Consider the following 18,444-nt stretch of genomic DNA (forward strand, 5'->3'; position numbering starts at 1 on the left):
CCGGACGGTGGCTGAGACCGCTCAGTCGCGGCGGGCGCGGGCGACCTCGTAGAGGCTGACGGCGGCGGCGATGCCGGCGTTGAGCGACTCGGTGGTCGCGGCGATCGGGATCGAGACGATCTGGTCGCACTTGTCGGCGATGAGGCGGGAGAGCCCCTTGCCCTCGGAGCCGACGACGATGCACAGCGGATCCCGGCTGAACGTGAGCTCGGGCAGGTCGACCTCGCCGTCCATGTCGAGGCCGACGACGAAGACGCCCTGCTTCTTGAGCTCGTCGATCGCGCGGGCGAGGTTGACGACCTGGGCGACCTTGATCCGCGAGGCGGCACCGGCGGAGGTCTTCCACGCGGCCGCCGTCATCGAGGCGGCACGGCGTTCGGGGATGATGACCCCGTGACCGCCGAAGGCCGCGACGGAGCGGACGATCGCGCCGAGGTTGCGCGGGTCGGTCACCCCGTCGAGGGCGACGATGAGCGGGGTCTCGGCCCGTTCGGCGGCGAACTCGAGGAGGTCGCGGGGGTCGGCGTACTCGTACGGCGGGATCTGCAGGGCGATGCCCTGGTGGATCGCATCATCGGTGAGCCGGTCGAGATCGGCGCGACTGGCCTCGAGCATCGAGATGCCCCGCCCGGCAGCGAGCGAGATCGCCTCCTTGACCCGGTCGTCGGAGTCGATGCGGCTGGCGACGTAGAGCGCGGTCGCCGGCACGTCCTCGCGCAGGGCCTCGAGCACGGAGTTGCGCCCGGCGACCATGTTCGGCCCGAGCTCCTTCTTCTTCCGCTTCGCCTGCGCCGAGGCGTTCGCAGCCCGCTTGGCCTGCGCGGCCTTGTGCGCCTTGTGGTAGACGCGGTCCTCGGCCTTGGGGGTCGGGCCCTTGCCCTGGAGTCCGCGTCGGTTCTTGCCGCCGGATCCCTTCGGCGGCCCCTTCTTCTTCGACCCGCCGGAGCGTGGGTTCGATGCCATGTCAGTCCTCTTGGTTCGTCGGTGCCGTCCTGCCCGTCCCGGTCCGACCGGGACGAGCGTGATCAGCTGTTCTTGAGATGGTAGCGGTAGCCGTCGGCGGTGTCCTCGATCGCGATGCCCGCAGCGGAGAGTTCGTCGCGGATCGCATCGGCGGTCGCGAAGTCCTTCTCGGCCTTCGCCTCGATCCTCTTCTGCGCGAGTTCGGCCACGAGGGAATCGAGGGCGGCCGCGGCCGGGGCGTTCGCGTTCGCACCGCCCCACACCTCGGCGCTGGGGTTGACGCCGAGGATGTCGAGCATGAGCTCCACCTCGGCGACGATCCGGGCCAGACCCGGCTTGTCCGCACCGGAGTCGAGGAGCTTCGCCCCTTCTGTGACCCGGGCGAAGACGACGGAGAGCGCACGGGGCACGCCGAGGTCGTCGTCGAGGGCGAGCGCGAAATCCTCCGGTACGTCCACGCTCCGGTCGGCGTAGGCGGCCTCGACGTTCGGCAGCGCGGGAGCCTCGTCGCCGAGGGCCTGCCGGGCCCGGTCGAGGAAGTTCGAGAGCCGCTCGAGCGAGGCGGTCTGGCGCGCCATTGCCTCGGGTGAGTACTCGAGGACGGAGCGGTAGCTTGCGCTCGTGAGGAAGTACCGGACGGCGATGGGGCTGAACTGGGCGAAGAGGTCGGAGGCGAAGATCGAGTTGCCGAGCGACTTCGACATCTTGTCACCCCCCACATTGAGCAGCCCGGAGTGCATCCACACGTTCGTGAACGCATCGCCGGCCGCACGGGACTGGGCGAGTTCGTTCTCGTGATGCGGGAAGCGCAGGTCGAGTCCGCCGCCGTGGATGTCGAAGTGGGGGCCCAAGTACTTCGTCGACATCGCCGAGCACTCGATGTGCCAGCCGGGTCGGCCGCGACCCCACGGGGACGGCCACGAGGCCGTCTCGGGTTCGCCGGGCTTGTGGGCCTTCCACAGCGCGAAGTCCCGGGGATCCTTCTTCCCCCGCATGTCCGAGTCCTCGGCCGGCTCCATGTCCTCGAGGCGCTGGTTCGTCAGCTCCCCGTAGTCCGGCCATGAGGTCGTCGAGAAGTAGACGTCACCGCTGGCGTCGAGCGCAGGGTATGCGTGGCCGGCGTCGATGAGGCGCGCGATGAGCTCGTGCATCTCCGTGATGTGGCCGGTCGCGCGCGGCTCGTAGCTCGGCGGCATGATGTCGAGGGCATCGTAGGCGGCGGTGAAGGCCCGTTCGTAGAGGAAGGCGTGGGCGAACCACGGCCTGCCCTCCTCGACGGACTTCGAGAGGATCTTGTCGTCGATGTCGGTGACGTTGCGGATGAGCGTGACACTGTAGCCGCGGTAGAGCAGCCAGCGGCGGAGCACGTCGAAGACCGACGCCGAACGCAGGTGCCCGATGTGTGGTTCGCCCTGCACGGTCGCCCCACAGACGTAGATCCCCACGTGGCCGTCGATGACGGGCCGCAGTTCGGAGGTCCGGCGGGTGGCGGTGTTGTACAGAGCGATAGTCACCCGCCCAAGTCTACCGGCCATCTCCGCCGAGGTGATCCTGGTCAGACGCCGGATTCCGCCGAGGTGGTGCCGCCGTCTCCCGCCGTCGTCACCGGGGTCGTCACCCCCGCGTCCGAGAGACATCGTCCTTGTCTCGACGACGGAGTTCGGATCGGTGCCGAATTGTGACCCACGACACGTGATGTGGGGCACTGTTCTCAAGCAACTCCCAGTAAGCTGGTGGGCAATCATCCGCGTGCATGCGGCACCGATGCCCATGAGGCGGCGTGAAAACGAAAGGTCATCATGTCAACCACCACATCCCAGAGGGAGGTCTTCGCCACCCGCGGCGCGTTCATCTTCGCAGCCATCGGTTCGGCAGTCGGCCTCGGCAACATCTGGCGCTTCCCGTATGTCACGTATGAGAACGGCGGCGGCGCCTTCATCATCCCCTACCTCGTCGCGCTGCTGACGGCGGGCATCCCGCTGCTCTTCTTCGACTACGCGATGGGCCATCGTGCGCGCGGATCCGCTCCGCTCTCCTTCCGCATGGCGACGAAGGTGGCCGAACCGATCGGCTGGTTCCAGACCGGTGTCGCCATCGTCATCGGCATCTACTACGCCGCGATCATCGGCTGGGCGGGCGCCTACATGATCTTCTCGCTCAACCAGGCGTGGGGCGACGATGCGGAGACCTACTTCTTCGGCAGCTTCCTCAAGATGGGCGACCCCGGGGTCTCCATGGAGTTCGTGCCGAGCATCCTCATCCTCGTCATCATCGTCTGGGTGATCACGCTCGGAGTGCTCCTCGGCGGCGTCCAGGCCGGCATCGCCCGCTTCTCGAAGATCTTCATCCCGCTGCTCATCATCCTCTTCCTCATCCTCGTCATCCGCGCGCTGTTCCTGCCCGGTGCGGCCGCGGGTCTCGATGCGCTCTTCACCCCGGACTTCGCGGCCCTGGCCGACCCGAAGGTGTGGATCGCGGCCTACGGTCAGATCTTCTTCTCGCTCTCGATCGCGTTCGGCATCATGATCACCTACGCGTCGTACCTCAAGCGGAAGACGAACCTCACCGGTTCGGGCCTCGTCGTCGCCTTCTCGAACTCCGGTTTCGAAATCCTCGCCGGCATCGGCGTCTTCGCCGCTCTCGGCTTCATGGCCTCGGCGTCGGGAGCAGCGGTCTCCGATGTCGCGACCAGCGGCATCGGCCTGGCGTTCGTCGCCTTCCCGACGCTCATCTCCGAGATGCCGGGAGGCAATCTCTTCGGCTTCGCGTTCTTCGCGTGCCTCGTCTTCGCGGGACTGACCTCGCTCATCTCGATCGTCCAGGTGCCGATCCAGGCGCTGCGCGAGAAGTTCGGGGTCGGCAACAAGGCCTCGATCCTCCTCGTCGGCGGCGGCATGGCGATCATCTCGATCCTGCTCATGTCGACGGTCACCGCGCTCTACGTGCTCGACACGATGGACGCCTTCGCCAACAACATCGGCATCGTCGGTGCGGCCGTCGTCGGCCTCATCGTCGTCGGCTGGTTCGCGCGCAAGCTGCCCGCGCTCCGGGATCACCTCAACGCGATCTCGAGCTTCAAGGTGGGCTGGTTCTGGATGATCATCCTCGGCGGAGTCACCACCCTGGTGCTCCTCTACATGCTCATCACGCAGATCATCACCTATGCGACCGAAGGCTACGGCGAGTACCCGGCGCTGCTCATCGGCGTCTTCGGCTGGGGCATGATCGGACTGCTCATCGTCGCGGCGATCGTGCTCTCGCTCATCAGGTGGCCGAGGCGCACGATCGAGGAAGCCGATGAGGCGATCGCCGATTCCGTGGCCGAGGAGATCAAGCGTCCCGCCGGACGCCACTCGGCCGACGACACCATCCGAGGAGGGAACTGATGGGCACTTCAGCCATCGTCATGATGATCATCGCCATGGTCACCGTGTGGGGCGGGCTGGCAGCTGCGATCGTGCATCTGCGCAAGCACCCGGACACGGACGTCGACTGACCCTCGCGGTCACACGAGTCAGGCGGGGCGTCTCCTTCGGGAGACGCCCCGCTTCGCTGTTCCCGGTGCCAACCCCGCCGAGGTGGTGGTGCGTCCGGAACCCCACCCCAACCTCGGCGAGGGCATCCAGGAACCCCGCCCCCGCCTCGGCGAGGACATACCGGAACCGCGCCCCCGCCTCGGCGGGACGATCCGTGACAGATGCCGGACACGCTGGCTGAGGACTCGTCGCCTGGTTAGGGTGGACGTGTCCGAACTCTCTGTCGGCGCAGCGGAGCGACCCAGCTGACCTGCGCCGATCATCCCTAGGAGGCGCAATGCCACAGACCGTCAAGGGCGTCATCGCCCGGAGCAAGGGTGCGCCGGTCGAGCTCACCGACATCGTCATCCCCGACCCGGGACCGGGCGAGGTCGTCGTCGACGTCAAGTCCTGCGGCGTCTGCCACACGGACTTCCACTACCGCGAGGGCGGGATCTCCGATGACTTCCCGTTCCTCCTCGGCCACGAGTCGGCCGGCGTCGTCGCCGAGGTGGGCGAGGGCGTGACGAACGTCGAGGTCGGCGATTTCGTCATCCTCAACTGGCGCGCGGTCTGCGGCGAATGCCGGGCATGCAAGCGCGGCGAGCCGTGGTACTGCTTCAACACGCACAACGCCGAGCAGAAGATGACGCTCACCGACGGCACCGAGCTCACACCGGCGCTCGGCATCGGATCGTTCGCGGAGAAGACGCTCGTCGCCGCGGGACAGTGCACGAAGGTCGACGAGTCGGATCCGGCTGTCGTCGGACTCCTCGGCTGCGGGATCATGGCCGGCATCGGCTCGGCCATCAACACCGGTGAGGTCACGCGCGGGAAGTCCGTGGCCGTCATCGGCTGCGGCGGTGTGGGCTGTGCGGCCATCGCCGGGTCGCGCCTGGCCGGGGCCGGGACGATCATCGCCCTCGACATCGACGATGCGAAGCTCGAGTGGGCGAAGGACCTCGGCGCCACCGACACGATCAACACCCGCGGCATGAGCGAGGACGAGGTCGTCGCCGCGATCCAGGAGCGGACGAACGGCTTCGGCGCCGACGTCGTCATCGACGCGGTCGGCCGCCCGGAGACCTGGCGGCAGGCGTTCTACGGCCGCGACCTCGCCGGCACCGTCGTCCTCGTCGGCGTGCCCACCCCGGAGATGGAGCTGAGCGTGCCGCTGCTCGACGTCTTCGGTCGCGGTGGGAAGCTCAAGTCGTCGTGGTACGGCGACTGTCTGCCCGAGCGCGACTTCCCGATGCTCGTCGACCTCTACGAGCAGGGTCGCCTGCCGCTGGAGAAGTTCGTCACCGAGCGCATCGGCATCGGCGACGTCGAGGAGGCGTTTGAGAAGATGGGCGAAGGCAAGGTCCTGCGATCGGTGGTGGTGCTCTGATGGCTGCGATCGAGCATGTCGTCACGTCCGGAACGTTCTCCCTCGACGGCGGGACGTGGGACGTCGACAACAACGTGTGGATCGTCGGGGACGGCACCGAGGTCATCGTCATCGATCCCGCCCATGATGTCGATGCCATCGCCGAGGCGGTCGGATCGAGAGAGGTCAAGGCCGTTCTCCTCACCCATGGTCATGACGACCACGTCGGCGTCGTGCGCGAGTTCGCGCAGCGGGTGGGCAATCCGCCCGTCTACCTCAATCCCGAGGACTACGTCCTCTGGGACATGACGTACGAGGACTACCGTCCCGAGGGGCAGATCGCCGACGGTGACACGTGGACCGTCGGAGGGGTGACCCTGCGGGCGCTGCACACCCCGGGCCACTCCCCCGGGTCGACGAGCTTCTTCATCGAGACCGGGCTGCCCATCCCCGCCTCGGCGGGCGCGGGCCATGCGGTCGGTCCCGTGCTCTTCTCCGGGGACACGCTCTTCAACGGCGGCCCCGGCGCCACGGGTCGTTCGCACTCGAGCTTCGAGACGATCATCGAGTCGATCAGGGACCGACTCTTCACCCTGCCCGATCCCACCGTCGTCCTCACCGGCCACGGCGACTCGACGTCGATCGAGGCCGAGAAGCCGTCGCTCGAGGAATGGATCAAGCGCGGGCACTGAGACGCAGCGATCGAGCGCCTCAGCCCGACGAGCGCCGCGATGCCCGAGATCCGGCGTCGCGGCGCTTCGTCGTCTTTGCCGTCGACCGATGGGCGCACACCCCTGTACACCCGACACCGATACGCGCACTTCGTGAAAACAAGTGTTGGCAACCCACACACTCGGCGCCCCCGATGAGACGATGAAAGCGAAAGGCGGTGGCAACGATGCAGCTCTACAAGATCAAGGCAAGCCCCGAGAGCACAGGCTACGGGCTCATGGCCCGCGACGCCGAAGGCTACTGCTACGTGTACTCCGCCAACACCGGACTGTGGCACCGCAACGGTGGTCGTGAGATCGACTTCGACTTCGATCATGAAGCCGTCTACCAACCGGTCACTGGTACTGAGGCTGCCGAGCTCCTCTCCGGAGTGAGGCCCGCTGATCCCCAGAGCATGGGCTGGTATGTCACGGAGTTGGAAGAACAGGCAGCCCAGTGGAAGAAGACGTCCGCCGAAGTCGGTGTGACGGACGGGAGTGGACCGTCGGCGGCGTGACCCTGCGGGCGTTGCACACCCCGGGCCACTCCCCCGGGTCGACGAGCTTCTTCATCGAGACCGGGCTGCCCATCCCCGCCTCGGCTGGTGCCGGCCATGCGGTCGGTCCCGTGCTCTTCTCCGGGGACACGCTCTTCAACGGCGGCCCCGGCGCCACGGGTCGTTCGCACTCGAGCTTCGAGACGATCATCGAGTCGATCAGGGACCGACTCTTCACCCTGCCCGATCCCACCGTCGTCCTCACCGGCCACGGCGACTCGACGTCGATCGAGGCCGAGAAGCCGTCGCTCGAGGAATGGATCAAGCGCGGGCACCAATTGAAGAAGTGGGAGCGTTGCCAAATTGTCAATCCCCCACCATTCGCCGAGTACATCTCGAAAAATTCTTGATGACGAAATCTCACTTTTACACGATCTCGCTTGATATTATCTGCAAATGATGAGTGAATTGCGGCGACCAGACGCCATCCTCGATTTGAGCCCAACAGAGGAATTCTTGTGCAAGCTTTTTCGAACTGAGAGTCGAGTATCTTCAGCTCGCAGTATTGCAGACACACGAGTTTCACTATTCAGAGGCTCTATCCTTGACCGCGCAGTCTCCGCACTATTTATTACGATCATATTTGGCTGCCTTGTACCGCTATCAACGTTGATAGCAATCACAAATTTTCCCGCAGGCCCGTCCTCGACCGTCCAGCTACTCGAACAGATCTATTTATTTGCATCAAGATGGATCTTTGATGACATCTCGAGTTACATTAGTCTATCTCTAGCTCTCATGACAGCAGGCCTCACCGCAACGGTGACCGTCGCTGCAATGGACCGCTCAAGATACAACGCTGACCTAGAAAACAAAACATACATCGGGAAATTTTCTCAGTTCTTCAACCTCACGATTTCTACCTTTTTCTCAGCGCACCTCCTCCTCTGCCTTGGATGGTTCTTCTGGCGCGAAGAAGACGGCGGAAACATCTCCATATTCGCCCCAGAAGTTTCAGCAATCGGCTGGATAGTCACCGTTTTACTGGCCAGCATTTCCATCGTAGATGTCAGTGTACTGAAAACGAGGCGGGACAGCCTATATCGCGAACTCGGCAACTTGAACAGAGGCATTGATCGGCGTCTTGAGTATCGGCCACTTCCTCTATTTAACATAATCAATCTTGCCGCATTCCTCAGCGTGCTCATAGTACTCGTTTCTGACTCAGCATTGATTCTCACGGTAGCCCCACCGATCCGCGAATCCGGGCTAATATTCACGGCGCGTCACATGGTTGCCGCGTTAATTGCCTCTTACGCCACGGCTTACGTCTACTTCACGCTGACCAGAATGAAATCTCCACAGGTAGGCGGTAGACGGATCGCAACCTATTCAGCAAATGCGCTGTATATTATACTAGCGTTGGCCTGCGGCGCCTTGTCGGCGAGCTCCTGGGGCTCGAGCTACGCTTACCTCATTGCCCTCCCGGTTCAAATTCTCACCTTAGCGCTTGTGCCGGTCCTTGTTAAACGCTCCAAGGTTGGAAGACAACGATTACACCTTAGCAACAATAACTTTCTCTTAGAAAGAAGAGCTGATTTGAAACGCGCAATTGACCGCGTCAACGATCAAATCACCGAAATAGATCCTAAGTAAAATCTGCCGAACTCGCATATCCATCATTTGCCTACGAATTTATCCACCCCCGTAGTTCCTCATGTCAATACGCCCGCGAAAATCACCCGGCCTTGACCCGTACTCCCTTGCGCACATCCGGCAATGCCGACGGGAACGATGCCAGATACAGCTGCTCCGTCTTCTCCCTTGAGAGCACCAACAACCTGTCCTGGACCCTGGCGATTTCAGCAGCGATCTTCGCTGGGTTAAGGCTGTCTCGATGTGCGTTCATCTCCACCACCTGCTTCGGGGACAGCACATTCGCGGCCAGGAGCCTGTCGAAGGGAGTCCGTGGGGCATCGTAGAGACGTTTACGACGTCAATTCCTCGTCGACGAATACCCGATGGGTTTGATCGTGGGCATCAGGTAGTTCACCCGATCATAGACCAGGCGCCATAGCCGGTTCAGTGCCCGTCTCTCCAGGTAGGTGTCGTACCGGTAGTAGAACCCGTACCGCCGCACTGTCAAGCCCCGGGTTTCGTAGAGGCTCCCTTTCTTGGTTTCCTATGCAGCCGCAACCTCTGTCATGGGCTGGTTGACCCAGTCAGAATGGACCTCGAGCGGCGGTCGGTAACCGATCGCCGAGTGCAACCTGGACTCGTTGTACCAGGCCACTCACGCCGACTTCTCCGCCAACACCTCGATCAACCCCGACCACACCTTACGGTCCATCAACTCAGCCTTCTACACCGAGTTCAGTGCCTCAGCCATCGCGTCATCGTACGAATCCCCACGCGATCCCACAGACGCGACGATCTCTGACTCCGCGAGGGCCTCACCATAGCGAATCGACCGGAATTGAACCCCGCGGTCGCTGTGATGCACCAGCCCGGACACGTCTTCACCAACCCGATACTTCGCCGCCAACGCCATCGTCAAAGCGTCTCTGGCCAGAGACTCCCGCATATGGTTCGTCACCTGCCAGCGCACGATCTCCCGATGGAACACATCAAGAATGAACGTCGTGTACACCCACCCAGCCTGAGTCGGGACGTACGTGATGTCGGCGACCCAGACGCGGTTCGGGCCCGGTGCTGTGAACTCACGCTCAACGAGATCGTCCGGACACTCCTCAGCCCGGGCCGAGACCGTCTTCGGACGCTTGCGCTTCCTCCGGACCCCGTCGATGCCCAGCCGGCGCATCAACCGCTCCACCGTACAGCGGGCCACCGCACCGAAACGGTCGGCGTAGCCGCGGTTGATCGCCTTCCACATCTTCCGTACCCCGTAGCAGGAATAGTTGGCCTCATAGACATCGCGGATGACCACCACCAGAGCCTGGTCCCGACGGGCTCTGGCCGAGGGTGGGCGCTTCTTGTTCGCGTAATACGAGCTCACAGCAATCCGTGCAGCAGTCCCTTTCAGGGCGCGCACGATCGGCTCGACTCCGAACTCGTGACGATTGTCGTCGATGAAGGCGACGACTACTTGGATGGGCGGCCTGGCTCCGCCGCGAAGAAAACCGAGGCCCGGCGCAGGATCTCGTTGGCTCGTTTCGCTTCGGCCAGCTCAGCCCGCAGCCGGCGGTTTTCCGCTTCCAGGTCGACTGACTCAGTCGGCGTGGATTTGCCGGAGTCCTTGTGCTTGCGCACCCAAACCCACAGGTGCTCTTTGCTCAGGCCGAGTTCCTTCGCGACGCGGGTGATGGCTCCGTTCGCAGTGTCGGGATCGGCCTGGGCATGGATGACGAGCTCAACAGCGCGAGGGTGGTGTCATAGCGTCGAAGCAACACTCCCGGTCGGCGGGGGTCTGATCGGTGGAGTGTGCAGATGGCGCGGGTGGGGTTGTCGTTCAGCGACAGGTCGGAGATCTCGGCGGCCTCGAAAGCGGGCTGGTCGGTGCGGAGGATCGCCCGTCACCTGGGGCGTTGCCCGTCGGTGATCTCGCGGGAGCTTCACCGGAACTCGACGAAGACCCGCGGCTACCAGGCCGTGACCGCAGACGTCAGAGCGCAGCGTCGGCGAGCTCGCCCGCAGCAGCGGAAGGTCGCGGGGGATCCGGTGCTGCAGGCGAGGGTGGACGCCGACCTGGCCGCGTCCTGGACGCCGAACGAGATAGCGGGCCGGTTGCGTCTGGAGGCGACAGACCCGACCGTTGAACGCATGGCGAACTCTCCTGACGCACGCGGCCGAACCGTCTCCGGTGAGGCTATCTACCAGTACATCTACGCAATCCCGAAGGGTGAGCTCGCCCGCAAGGGCATCTTCCTGCAGTCCAAGCGGACCAAGCGCCGACCACGTACGACCGGGCGGACGCGCGGTGGCCCAATCGTAGGTATGGTCCCGATCGCGGAGCGAGGTGAGGACGCCGCCCAGCGTCGGGTGCCGGGGCACTGGGAGGGTGACCTGATCATCGGGAAGAACGGCACCTCGTGCGCGGCGACGCTGGTGGAGCGGATGAGCGGGTTCACCGGGCTGCTGGCCCTGCCCTCGAAACACGCCGAGCCAACCGCTGACGCGGTCATCGAGTTTTTCAACGACCTGCCCGAGATGATGAAGGCATCGTTGGCGTGGGACCAGGGCAGCGAGATGGCCCAGCACGCGAAGGTCTCCCTGGCCACGGCGATGCCGGTCTACTTCGCCGATCCCCACTCGCCCTGGCAGAGGCCCAGCAACGAGAACACGAACCGGCTCTACCGGGAGTATCTGCCCAAGGGCACGGTGATCCCCGATCACCAGCCCTACCTCACCACCATCGCCGAGGAGATCAACAATCGACCCCGCCGCCGACTGGGCTATCTCACGCCCACCGAGGCATTCGCTCGACTGCTCGCCGGCGAGCCCCATGTTGCTTCGACGCCTTGACATCGCCGAGCCCTGAGTTCGTCGGTGTATTTCACTGGCAAGAGAGAAACTCCTTCTTCCAATCTCCCTGCCTCTATTCTCCCCGGGGCATGACATTGTTCTTCGAATCGATCGTGGCTTGATCGTTCTTCTTATACGGCCGCGATCTTGTGAAATAGATGTCCCTGGATCCGGCCCATTCGATAACGTGCTGGTTGAGGAACTCCGACCCGTTGTCGAAATCCAGACCGGTGATCTGGAATGGGATCTCACGAGCGGCGGTCTTGAGGCCTACCAGGATGTTCGTGTGGGCGTTGTTGCGCACGGTGCGGGTGAATGTCCACCCGGTATGGAAGTCAGTGAGGTTGAGTGTGCGCGCGAATTCTCCGGACTCGACGGGCCCGCAGTGAGCGACGGTATCACCTTCGAAGAAGCCGGGTTCGTCTTCGACCTCGTCACCTGCCCGACGGATCGTGATCGCTGAGCGCAGCAGACTTCCCGGTTGCGTCGTGGAGTGTCCGTTTATCGCGTCTTTGGCTCGGATAGGTTTGAGGTATCGGTCGATCGTTGCGGGGCTCATCGTCAACAGTTCCTTACGGACCTTGCGGGTGTAGCGTCCTTGGCCGATCACGAGCTCGCCATGGGCCTCGAGGAGGTCGAGGAGGATCCGCATCACCGTCGCAAGGTATTTGCCGCACTGGCCGCCAGAGATTGCCCACACGCGTTGGAGGGTCTTCGTCGCGTCGTAGGAGTATTTCCTGGCACGGGGCTTCCGCGGTGCTTTCGCGACTTGCCGACCGGGACCCGGCGGGTGGTGCGCGGCTTGGGTCAGGCGCCGGCGGGCGTTATCGCGAGACCATCCGGTCACAGCAATGACCTCGTTGAGGATGGCGCTCTTGGTCTTCTTCGGTGCCTTCGTGTACGTCTTGGCGTATTTCGTGGTGATCTCGGCTCGTGTCGTCATCGACAGTTCACTCCCCATGGTGTTCGAGGGTCCACCATTTCGCGGGCAAAAGTATGTGAGGCATCGGGTGCGGTTCGCGGACTGATTATCTGAGTCTGGTCGACCCCTGTACACCCGACACCGATACGCGCACACTGAACCTATGGCCAAGACGAACAGAATCATCAGCGTCTCCGTCCCCGTCAGCGACCTCGACGAGGCAACCCGCTTCTACACCGAGGTCCTCGGGTGCTCGGTCAGCTACGACGGCGAGCCGATGCCCGGCAACCGCATCGTCGAGGTGGCCCCGCCGGGATCGGACGTCGCGATCGTCCTCATCCCCAAGGGCAGTGAGATCCCCGTTGCCGTCCGCCTCGAGACCTCGGACGCCGAGGAGGCTCACGAACGGATCTCGGCCGCCGGCGTGACGATCCACAACGACGAGGTGCTGCGGTGGCCCGGGGTGCCGCCGATGTTCTCGTTCACCGACCCCGACGGCAACGGGCTCGTCTACCTCCAGGACGACTGAGCCCCGCCGGTTGAACCAAGCCGACCTGACCCCACCGTCGACCGGGCCATCCCGCCACCTGACCGTGGACGAACTGCCGCCTCGGCGGGGGTCAAACGGACGAATATCCTCCTCGACGGGGACCGACGGGACAACCATCCCATCCTCATGTTGAACCGACCACCTCCTGAGATCGAGGTCACCCCATGGGCGTTAGACTGCTCTGGTGCCTGAACCACGAACATCGCAGTCGCCAGTGACCGCCGACTCCGCGAACGCCAGCCCCCAGCCCACTCCCGACGGCCCCGGCCTCAAGGCCGGGATGAAGCCGCGCCACCTCGTGATGATGAGCCTCGGTTCAGCGATCGGCGCCGGACTCTTCGTCGGATCGGGTGCCGGAGTGCAGGCCGCCGGGCCGGCCGTGCTCATCTCCTATGTCGTCGCCGGTCTCATCGTCATCTTCGTCATGCGGGCGCTCGGCGAACTCGTCGCCGCCGACCCCAACCCAGGCGCGTTCTCCCACTACGCCGGCAAGGCGATGGGCCCGGCCGCGGCCTTCGCGGTCGGTGCCCTGTGGTGGGTGCAGCTGTGCCTCGTCGTCGCCGCCGAGGCGACCGCAGCCGCGCAGATCGCCGCGAGCTACATCCCGTCGGTCCCGCAGTGGGTGCTCGCGCTCATCATCATGATCGTCTTCACCGCGATCAACCTCACGACCTCGGGCAGCTTCGGTGAATTCGAGTTCTGGTTCTCCCTCATCAAGGTCGCCTTCGTCGCCCTCTTCGTCATCCTCGGCGTCGCCTACCTCGCAGGCTGGACCCCGGCGACCCCGCCGGCGGAGATCTTCACCGACGGCTTCATGCCCACCGACATCCCCGGCGTCGCCGCCGGCCTCCTCGTCGTCGCCTTCGCCTTCGGCGGCATCGAGATCGTTGCCGTCGCCGCCGCTGAGACCTCCGACCCCAGCCGCTCGGTGAGCAAGGCGATCAAGACGATCGTCTGGCGCATCCTCTTCCTCTACATCGGCTCGGTGGCGATCATCGTCCTCGTCCTCGACTGGACCGACCCGCGCCTGGCCGAATCGCCGTTCGTCGCCGTCCTCGAGACCGCCGGCCTGCCGTTCATCGCCTCCCTGCTCGCCGGCGTCATCGTCATCGCCCTGCTCTCGTCGATGAACGCGAACATCTACGGCGCCTCCCGCATGGCGTTCTCGATGTCGCGCCGCTCGATGCTCCCTGCCGGCCTCGGCACGACGAACCGACGCGGCGTGCCCGTGGCCGCCGTCCTCGCGACCTCGGTCTTCGGCTTCATCGCCGTGGCACTCAACTACTTCTGGGCCGCCGAGGTGCTCGGAGTCCTCCTCAACATCGTCGGCTCGACGCTCATCGTCACCTGGGTCGTCACCCTGGTCTCCCAGCTCATCCTCCGCCGCCGCGCCGAGGCCGCCGGCACACCCCTGCCGCTGAAGATGTGGCTGTTCCCGGGCCTGACCTACCTCACGCTCGCCGGCATCGCCGCCATCATCATCCTCGGCCTCACCGTCGAATCCGTGCGCTTCCAGATCATCGGCACCCTGATCTTCTCCGTCGCGCTCTACTTCATCGGCATGGCCGTCACCCGCCGTCAGAAGGCGAAGGGGATCGTCGCCGAGGTGTGACCCGCCGAGGTGGTCCTCGCCGGCCCCCGTCCCGCGCACTCCGCGCGGGGCGGGGGCCGACGCGTACGCTCAGTAGGCGAGTTTTGCTCGCAGTCCGTCCGCGATCTCAGTCAGCGCCGCATGCTCCGGCGCCCGTGCTATCCACCCGTCGAGCATCGCAAGCGTCTGCCCCTCGTGCCGGGAGAAGTGCAGTCCGGCGTACTCGCGCATCGGGATCGGCGACACCCGCTCGGCGAGCTCGAGGACGGCCCGCGCCACTGCGGGCAGAATCGGCACCGGCACACCCGTGACCGCGCGGACCGCCTCGGCGGCGGCGTCGCTCGGACGACGGAGATGAGTGAGGAGCTCATCCCATTCCCCGCCGTCGATGCTCAGTTCGGCGACGAAGGGCATGAAGACCGCGGGCGGCACGAGCAGTGCCTCGAGCGGCACAGGGAGGACGAGTGACCCGAGCGCACGGGTGAGACGACGCACGGGCTCGGCTGGGCCGGCGACGAAGAAGGCCGTTGCGCCCAGCGGCGTCCAGAACCGCACGGTGTGCGAGGTCGTGCGTTCGGAGAGGAATGCGGGACCGAAGACGACGACCTCGGCGCCGGGGAAGAGTGACCGGGCGACTTCGAGGTCCCCGTCGACCTGGCTCGTGATCGCCACCCACCGAGGAGCGACCGCTCGCACCGCCGCGGCGACATCCTCATCGAGGTCGCCCGGCCGCGTCGTGAGCACGACGAGATCCCACGAGTCCTGGACGCGCCGGTCACGGGCTCTGCGGCTCCTGCCGCGCTGCCAGTGCCGTCGCGCCTCCGCGACAGAGACCCCTGTGCCGTCGGCTGCCGCAGTCTCACTGCCGGGCTTGAGCCGGAACCCTCCGGCCTCCTCGATGCCGGCCCAATCGGTGATCGTCACCCGTCGCGTCGATGCGGCGTCTCGGGCAGCGTCGACTCCCGACGCGCCATCGTGGGCGAGCTCGTCGAACCATCCGACGCACTGCGGGCAGGCGGCCACCGGGTTCGGCGTCGGCGTGCGCGTGACGACGACGGTCTCATGCCGGTCGCCGAACAGCGCGGCACCGGCGATGCCGATCGCCCCGGCGCCCTGGAAGAGGATCCTCATGGCCGGTGCACCAGCGCATTCGCGATCGCCGCGACCCCGTCGCCGCGCCCGGTCAGCCCGAGTCCGTCGGTCGTCGTCCCCGACACGGACACCTCCGCACCGACGGCCCGCGACAGCGCCTCCTGCGCCTCAGCCCGGCGGGTGCCGATCTTCGGCCGGTTCCCGATGACCTGGACGGAGATGTTGCCGATCGCGAATCCGGCTTCGCGGACGAGACGGCCCGCCTCGGCGAGGAGTCTGACCCCGGACGCCCCGGCGAACTCCGGACGGTCGACGCCGAAATGCTCCCCGAGATCCCCGATCCCCGCCGCCGAGAAGAGCGCATCGCAGCACGCGTGCGCGGCGACATCGGAATCCGAGTGCCCCTCGAGGCCCCGTTCGCCGGGCCAGAGCAGTCCAGCCACCCAGAGCTCGCGTGACGGGTCGTCGGAGAACGCGTGGACATCGACGCCGATCCCCGTGCGCGGAATGGTCATCGCCTCACCCTTCATCGTCGCTTGGTCTGATTCGACGACGGAGCCCTGTCCGGACAGCAGTCGTCTACTGCCAGGGTAGTGGTTCAGCGGCCGCGCGTGCGGGCGATGTGCTCGGCGAGGACGAGGTCGAGGGGGTAGGTGATCTTCAGGGACTCCTCATCACCGGCGACGGCCACGACATCGACGCCGAGGCGCTCGACGAGCCCCGCATCGTCGGTGGCCTCACGAGCGTCCGCACCCTGAGTGCGCACCTCCTCACGGTAGGCATCGTGGGCCCTGCGGAGGATCTCAGCGGCGAACCCCTGCGGCGTCTGGACCCGCCGCAGACTCCCCCGGTCGAGGTCACCGCGCAGAACCTCGAAGTCGGCGTCTGCGGGGGCACCGTGGACCGCCTCCGCCCGCCGGACGGTGTCGATCATGGGCAGGACAGGGACGACCGCCTCGGCGCCGGAGGACACCGCATCGGCAACCCGACGGAAGACATCAGGCGGGGTGAGCGCCCGGGCGGCGTCGTGGACGAGGACGACGTCGTGCTCACCGGCGGCACGCAGTCCGGCGTCGACGGACTCGACGCGGTCGGCACCGCCGACGACGGCGACGATCTCGACGTCGGCTGCGCTGTCCGCCGCGTCATCCGCATCAAGCCGCCCGCGGACCTCGTCGATCTCGGCGCGGGCGAGAAGCAGAAACTCCTCGGGAGCCGCGACCACGATGGTGGTGGCGACTCCCGAGGAGATGATGGCCTCAAGACTGTGGGCGAGCAGCGTGCGCCCGTCCACGGAGACGAAAGCCTTCGGCTCGGGATGACCCAAGCGCGTTCCCGACCCTGCGGCCGGGACGATGACGCAGGTGCTCAGGACGCGAGCACTTCGTCGAGGAGGGCTTCGGCTTCGGACTCCTCTTTCTTCTCGGCGAGGGCGAGCTCGGAGACGAGGATCTGCCGCGCCTTGGACAGCATGCGCTTCTCACCGGTGGAGAGTCCGCGATCCTGCTCACGGCGCCAGAGGTCACGGACGACCTCGGCGACCTTGATGACGTCACCGGACTGGAGCTTCTCGAGGTTCGCCTTGTACCGGCGGGACCAGTTGGTCGGCTCTTCGACGAATTCCGCGCGGAGGACGGTGAAGACCTTCTCGACACCCTCTTCTCCGACGACGTCGCGGACACCCACGAGGTCGCAGTTCTCAGCCGGGACCTCGATCACGAGATCGCCGTGCGCGACCTGGAGCTTGAGATACAGTTTCTCCTCACCCTTGATGGTTCGTTGCCTGATTTCTTGGATTGTCGCTGCACCGTGATGTGGATAGACAACAGTGTCGCCGACCTGGAAACTCATATTCTCTTCAAACCCCTTTCGCGGAATCCCAGTTTACCATGAGGCGCGCCACAGAAATCGCCCAGGCGGCCGATTCTCCGTGCTAGGCTCAGCCTTTTTGCCCACTGTCCGCAGCGTGCTCGTCGGACAAGTGATCCTCCTCTCCGGGATCTCCCAGCCGGTTCTACGGAAGGTCAAAAACCGGGTAGTATACAGACGGATCTTGTATTGCCACTTCAAGGAGCACAATGAAACGGCACAACCGCGCGGCTCTCGCAGTTGCCGCAATCGCGCTCGTCCTCCCGGTCAGCGGGTGCGCCAGCCTGCTGTCGCCTCACCAGACCGCCGAGTACCAGTACAACGGCGGCGACGGAGCCTGGGGAACGGTCGGCGACGTCGAGGTGCGCGGTCTCCTGCTCATCATGGATGAGAGCGGCAAGGGCCCGGCCCAGCTGTTCTTCACGCTCGTCAACAAGGGCGATGCTCCTGCCGAGGTCTCCGTCGAGGTCTCCGGGAAGACCATCACCGAGACCGTTCCAGCCGGCGAGACCTTCGTCCAGGATCCGGAGAGCCCGGCGTCGTCGACGGACGAACCGGTCATCGTCGACAGCCTCCAGGCCAAGCCCGGCGACCTCGTCGACATCACCGTGGCCACCGGCGGCCAGGAGAAGACGATCCAGACCCAGGTCCTCTCCGATGTGCTCCCCTACTACGAGGAGTACGTCCCGACGCCGTCGCCGTCGGACATGCCGACCGACGAGCCCACCGGCAGCAGCGCCGGCGAGGAGACTTCCACGGGAAGCACGAGCACCGAGGGCGCGACCACCGAGAGCACCGCTCCTGCAGAGGGCACCGCGTCCGCCGACGGCTGACGCGCGCACAGCGAAGGGGCCGCTCACCACATGGTGAGCGGCCCCTTCGCT

The 18,444-nt window shown here is 65.3% G+C and carries 19 protein-coding genes and 1 pseudogene; 11 read left to right on the forward strand and 9 right to left on the reverse strand.

What is annotated here, in order from left to right; all coding sequences use genetic code 11:
- Nucleotides 1–21: 21 nt before the first annotated feature.
- On the reverse strand, nt 22–963 hold the full coding sequence (rlmB, locus tag ACQ1RG_RS01450) for a 23S rRNA (guanosine(2251)-2'-O)-methyltransferase RlmB (RefSeq protein WP_009376476.1): 942 nt from the start codon (nt 961–963) through the stop codon (nt 22–24).
- A 62-nt stretch (nt 964–1,025) separates the two neighbouring features.
- On the reverse strand, nt 1,026–2,477 hold the full coding sequence (cysS, locus tag ACQ1RG_RS01455; protein ID WP_009376480.1) for a cysteine--tRNA ligase: 1,452 nt from the start codon (nt 2,475–2,477) through the stop codon (nt 1,026–1,028).
- Between the two features lie 285 nt (nt 2,478–2,762).
- Between cysS and ACQ1RG_RS01460 the strand changes: the two genes are divergently transcribed.
- From ACQ1RG_RS01460 to ACQ1RG_RS01490, 7 genes and pseudogenes are all read left to right on the forward strand, one after another.
- Nucleotides 2,763–4,349 (forward strand): sodium-dependent transporter, encoded by a 1,587-nt coding sequence (locus ACQ1RG_RS01460; RefSeq protein ID WP_009376482.1) that lies wholly within the window; start codon nt 2,763–2,765, stop codon nt 4,347–4,349.
- Nucleotides 4,349–4,459 carry a methionine/alanine import family NSS transporter small subunit gene (locus ACQ1RG_RS01465; protein WP_009376483.1) on the forward strand — a complete coding sequence of 37 codons (111 nt, stop codon included), beginning with the start codon at nt 4,349–4,351 and terminating at the stop codon, nt 4,457–4,459. The genes ACQ1RG_RS01460 and ACQ1RG_RS01465 overlap by 1 nt, the downstream gene beginning before the upstream one ends.
- 317 nt (nt 4,460–4,776) lie before the next feature.
- Nucleotides 4,777–5,868 carry an S-(hydroxymethyl)mycothiol dehydrogenase gene (locus tag ACQ1RG_RS01470; RefSeq protein ID WP_063248829.1) on the forward strand — a complete coding sequence of 364 codons (1,092 nt, stop codon included), beginning with the start codon at nt 4,777–4,779 and terminating at the stop codon, nt 5,866–5,868.
- Nucleotides 5,868–6,539: an MBL fold metallo-hydrolase gene (locus ACQ1RG_RS01475; RefSeq protein ID WP_063248828.1), complete on the forward strand. Its 672-nt coding sequence runs from the start codon at nt 5,868–5,870 to the stop codon at nt 6,537–6,539. Before ACQ1RG_RS01470 ends, ACQ1RG_RS01475 begins: the two co-directional genes overlap by 1 nt.
- Before the next feature lie 206 nt (nt 6,540–6,745).
- On the forward strand, nt 6,746–7,075 hold the full coding sequence (locus ACQ1RG_RS01480; protein WP_063248827.1) for a hypothetical protein: 330 nt from the start codon (nt 6,746–6,748) through the stop codon (nt 7,073–7,075).
- Nucleotides 7,045–7,389 (forward strand): annotated as a pseudogene (locus ACQ1RG_RS01485) (MBL fold metallo-hydrolase); the annotation flags it as partial. The gene ACQ1RG_RS01480 and the pseudogene ACQ1RG_RS01485, both read left to right, overlap by 31 nt.
- A gap of 463 nt (nt 7,390–7,852) precedes the next feature.
- Nucleotides 7,853–8,710, forward strand: a complete 858-nt coding sequence (locus tag ACQ1RG_RS01490; protein WP_278373352.1) for a hypothetical protein — start codon at nt 7,853–7,855, stop codon at nt 8,708–8,710.
- A gap of 706 nt (nt 8,711–9,416) precedes the next feature.
- Here the strand turns inward: ACQ1RG_RS01490 and ACQ1RG_RS01495 are convergent.
- Both ACQ1RG_RS01495 and ACQ1RG_RS01500 read right to left on the reverse strand, forming a co-directional pair.
- Nucleotides 9,417–10,106 (reverse strand): IS3 family transposase, encoded by a 690-nt coding sequence (locus ACQ1RG_RS01495; protein ID WP_259821657.1) that lies wholly within the window; start codon nt 10,104–10,106, stop codon nt 9,417–9,419.
- Between the two features lie 50 nt (nt 10,107–10,156).
- Nucleotides 10,157–10,324 carry a hypothetical protein gene (locus ACQ1RG_RS01500; protein WP_430600435.1) on the reverse strand — a complete coding sequence of 56 codons (168 nt, stop codon included), beginning with the start codon at nt 10,322–10,324 and terminating at the stop codon, nt 10,157–10,159.
- Nucleotides 10,325–10,501: 177 nt separating this feature from the next.
- Here ACQ1RG_RS01500 and ACQ1RG_RS01505 point away from each other — a divergent pair, with 177 nt between their 5' ends.
- Complete coding sequence (locus ACQ1RG_RS01505) at nt 10,502–11,536, forward strand: IS30 family transposase (RefSeq protein ID WP_009381402.1); 1,035 nt, start codon at nt 10,502–10,504, stop codon at nt 11,534–11,536.
- A 73-nt stretch (nt 11,537–11,609) separates the two neighbouring features.
- Here ACQ1RG_RS01505 and ACQ1RG_RS01510 read toward each other — a convergent pair whose 3' ends face one another.
- Nucleotides 11,610–12,479, reverse strand: a complete 870-nt coding sequence (locus tag ACQ1RG_RS01510) for an integrase catalytic domain-containing protein (protein ID WP_119296952.1) — start codon at nt 12,477–12,479, stop codon at nt 11,610–11,612.
- A 142-nt stretch (nt 12,480–12,621) separates the two neighbouring features.
- On the opposite strand from ACQ1RG_RS01510, the gene ACQ1RG_RS01515 reads away from it, so the two are divergent.
- Together ACQ1RG_RS01515 and ACQ1RG_RS01520 are read left to right on the forward strand one after the other, a co-directional pair.
- Nucleotides 12,622–12,987 (forward strand): VOC family protein, encoded by a 366-nt coding sequence (locus tag ACQ1RG_RS01515; protein ID WP_009380501.1) that lies wholly within the window; start codon nt 12,622–12,624, stop codon nt 12,985–12,987.
- 235 nt (nt 12,988–13,222) lie between these two features.
- Nucleotides 13,223–14,620 carry an amino acid permease gene (locus ACQ1RG_RS01520; protein ID WP_193338840.1) on the forward strand — a complete coding sequence of 466 codons (1,398 nt, stop codon included), beginning with the start codon at nt 13,223–13,225 and terminating at the stop codon, nt 14,618–14,620.
- A gap of 69 nt (nt 14,621–14,689) precedes the next feature.
- On the opposite strand, the gene ACQ1RG_RS01525 is transcribed toward ACQ1RG_RS01520, so the two are convergent.
- The 4 genes from ACQ1RG_RS01525 to ACQ1RG_RS01540 all read right to left on the reverse strand — a co-directional run bounded on the left by ACQ1RG_RS01525 (nt 14,690) and on the right by ACQ1RG_RS01540 (nt 17,542).
- Complete coding sequence (locus ACQ1RG_RS01525) at nt 14,690–15,730, reverse strand: hypothetical protein (protein ID WP_009380499.1); 1,041 nt, start codon at nt 15,728–15,730, stop codon at nt 14,690–14,692.
- Nucleotides 15,727–16,206: a 2-C-methyl-D-erythritol 2,4-cyclodiphosphate synthase gene (gene ispF / locus ACQ1RG_RS01530; protein ID WP_095376234.1), complete on the reverse strand. Its 480-nt coding sequence runs from the start codon at nt 16,204–16,206 to the stop codon at nt 15,727–15,729. The genes ACQ1RG_RS01525 and ispF overlap by 4 nt, the downstream gene beginning before the upstream one ends.
- Before the next feature lie 83 nt (nt 16,207–16,289).
- Nucleotides 16,290–17,018, reverse strand: coding sequence for an IspD/TarI family cytidylyltransferase (locus ACQ1RG_RS01535; RefSeq protein ID WP_009380497.1), 729 nt, complete (start codon nt 17,016–17,018; stop codon nt 16,290–16,292).
- Nucleotides 17,019–17,059: 41 nt separating this feature from the next.
- On the reverse strand, nt 17,060–17,542 hold the full coding sequence (locus ACQ1RG_RS01540) for a CarD family transcriptional regulator (protein ID WP_009380496.1): 483 nt from the start codon (nt 17,540–17,542) through the stop codon (nt 17,060–17,062).
- A gap of 227 nt (nt 17,543–17,769) precedes the next feature.
- Here ACQ1RG_RS01540 and ACQ1RG_RS01545 point away from each other — a divergent pair, with 227 nt between their 5' ends.
- Entirely contained in the window at nt 17,770–18,393 is a 624-nt protein-coding gene (locus tag ACQ1RG_RS01545; RefSeq protein ID WP_009380495.1) for a hypothetical protein, read from the forward strand.
- Nucleotides 18,394–18,444: the final 51 nt, after the last annotated feature.

It is taken from the genome of Brevibacterium sp. K72, assembly GCF_050562175.1.
Classification (GTDB): domain Bacteria; phylum Actinomycetota; class Actinomycetes; order Actinomycetales; family Brevibacteriaceae; genus Brevibacterium; species Brevibacterium casei.

What these genes read in the sequence shown, in the direction of transcription:
- rlmB (WP_009376476.1), bottom strand. Translation starts at nt 963, where the DNA reads ATGGCATCGAACCCACGCTCCGGCGGGTCGAAGAAGAAGGGGCCGCCG.
- ACQ1RG_RS01460 (WP_009376482.1), top strand. Translation starts at nt 2,763, where the DNA reads ATGTCAACCACCACATCCCAGAGGGAGGTCTTCGCCACCCGCGGCGCG.
- ACQ1RG_RS01465 (WP_009376483.1), top strand. Translation starts at nt 4,349, where the DNA reads ATGGGCACTTCAGCCATCGTCATGATGATCATCGCCATGGTCACCGTG.
- ACQ1RG_RS01470 (WP_063248829.1), top strand. Translation starts at nt 4,777, where the DNA reads ATGCCACAGACCGTCAAGGGCGTCATCGCCCGGAGCAAGGGTGCGCCG.
- ACQ1RG_RS01475 (WP_063248828.1), top strand. Translation starts at nt 5,868, where the DNA reads ATGGCTGCGATCGAGCATGTCGTCACGTCCGGAACGTTCTCCCTCGAC.
- ACQ1RG_RS01480 (WP_063248827.1), top strand. Translation starts at nt 6,746, where the DNA reads ATGCAGCTCTACAAGATCAAGGCAAGCCCCGAGAGCACAGGCTACGGG.
- ACQ1RG_RS01490 (WP_278373352.1), top strand. Translation starts at nt 7,853, where the DNA reads ATGACAGCAGGCCTCACCGCAACGGTGACCGTCGCTGCAATGGACCGC.
- ACQ1RG_RS01505 (WP_009381402.1), top strand. Translation starts at nt 10,502, where the DNA reads ATGGCGCGGGTGGGGTTGTCGTTCAGCGACAGGTCGGAGATCTCGGCG.
- ACQ1RG_RS01510 (WP_119296952.1), bottom strand. Translation starts at nt 12,479, where the DNA reads ATGACGACACGAGCCGAGATCACCACGAAATACGCCAAGACGTACACG.
- ACQ1RG_RS01515 (WP_009380501.1), top strand. Translation starts at nt 12,622, where the DNA reads ATGGCCAAGACGAACAGAATCATCAGCGTCTCCGTCCCCGTCAGCGAC.
- ACQ1RG_RS01525 (WP_009380499.1), bottom strand. Translation starts at nt 15,730, where the DNA reads ATGAGGATCCTCTTCCAGGGCGCCGGGGCGATCGGCATCGCCGGTGCC.
- ispF (WP_095376234.1), bottom strand. Translation starts at nt 16,206, where the DNA reads ATGACCATTCCGCGCACGGGGATCGGCGTCGATGTCCACGCGTTCTCC.
- ACQ1RG_RS01540 (WP_009380496.1), bottom strand. Translation starts at nt 17,542, where the DNA reads ATGAGTTTCCAGGTCGGCGACACTGTTGTCTATCCACATCACGGTGCA.
- ACQ1RG_RS01545 (WP_009380495.1), top strand. Translation starts at nt 17,770, where the DNA reads ATGAAACGGCACAACCGCGCGGCTCTCGCAGTTGCCGCAATCGCGCTC.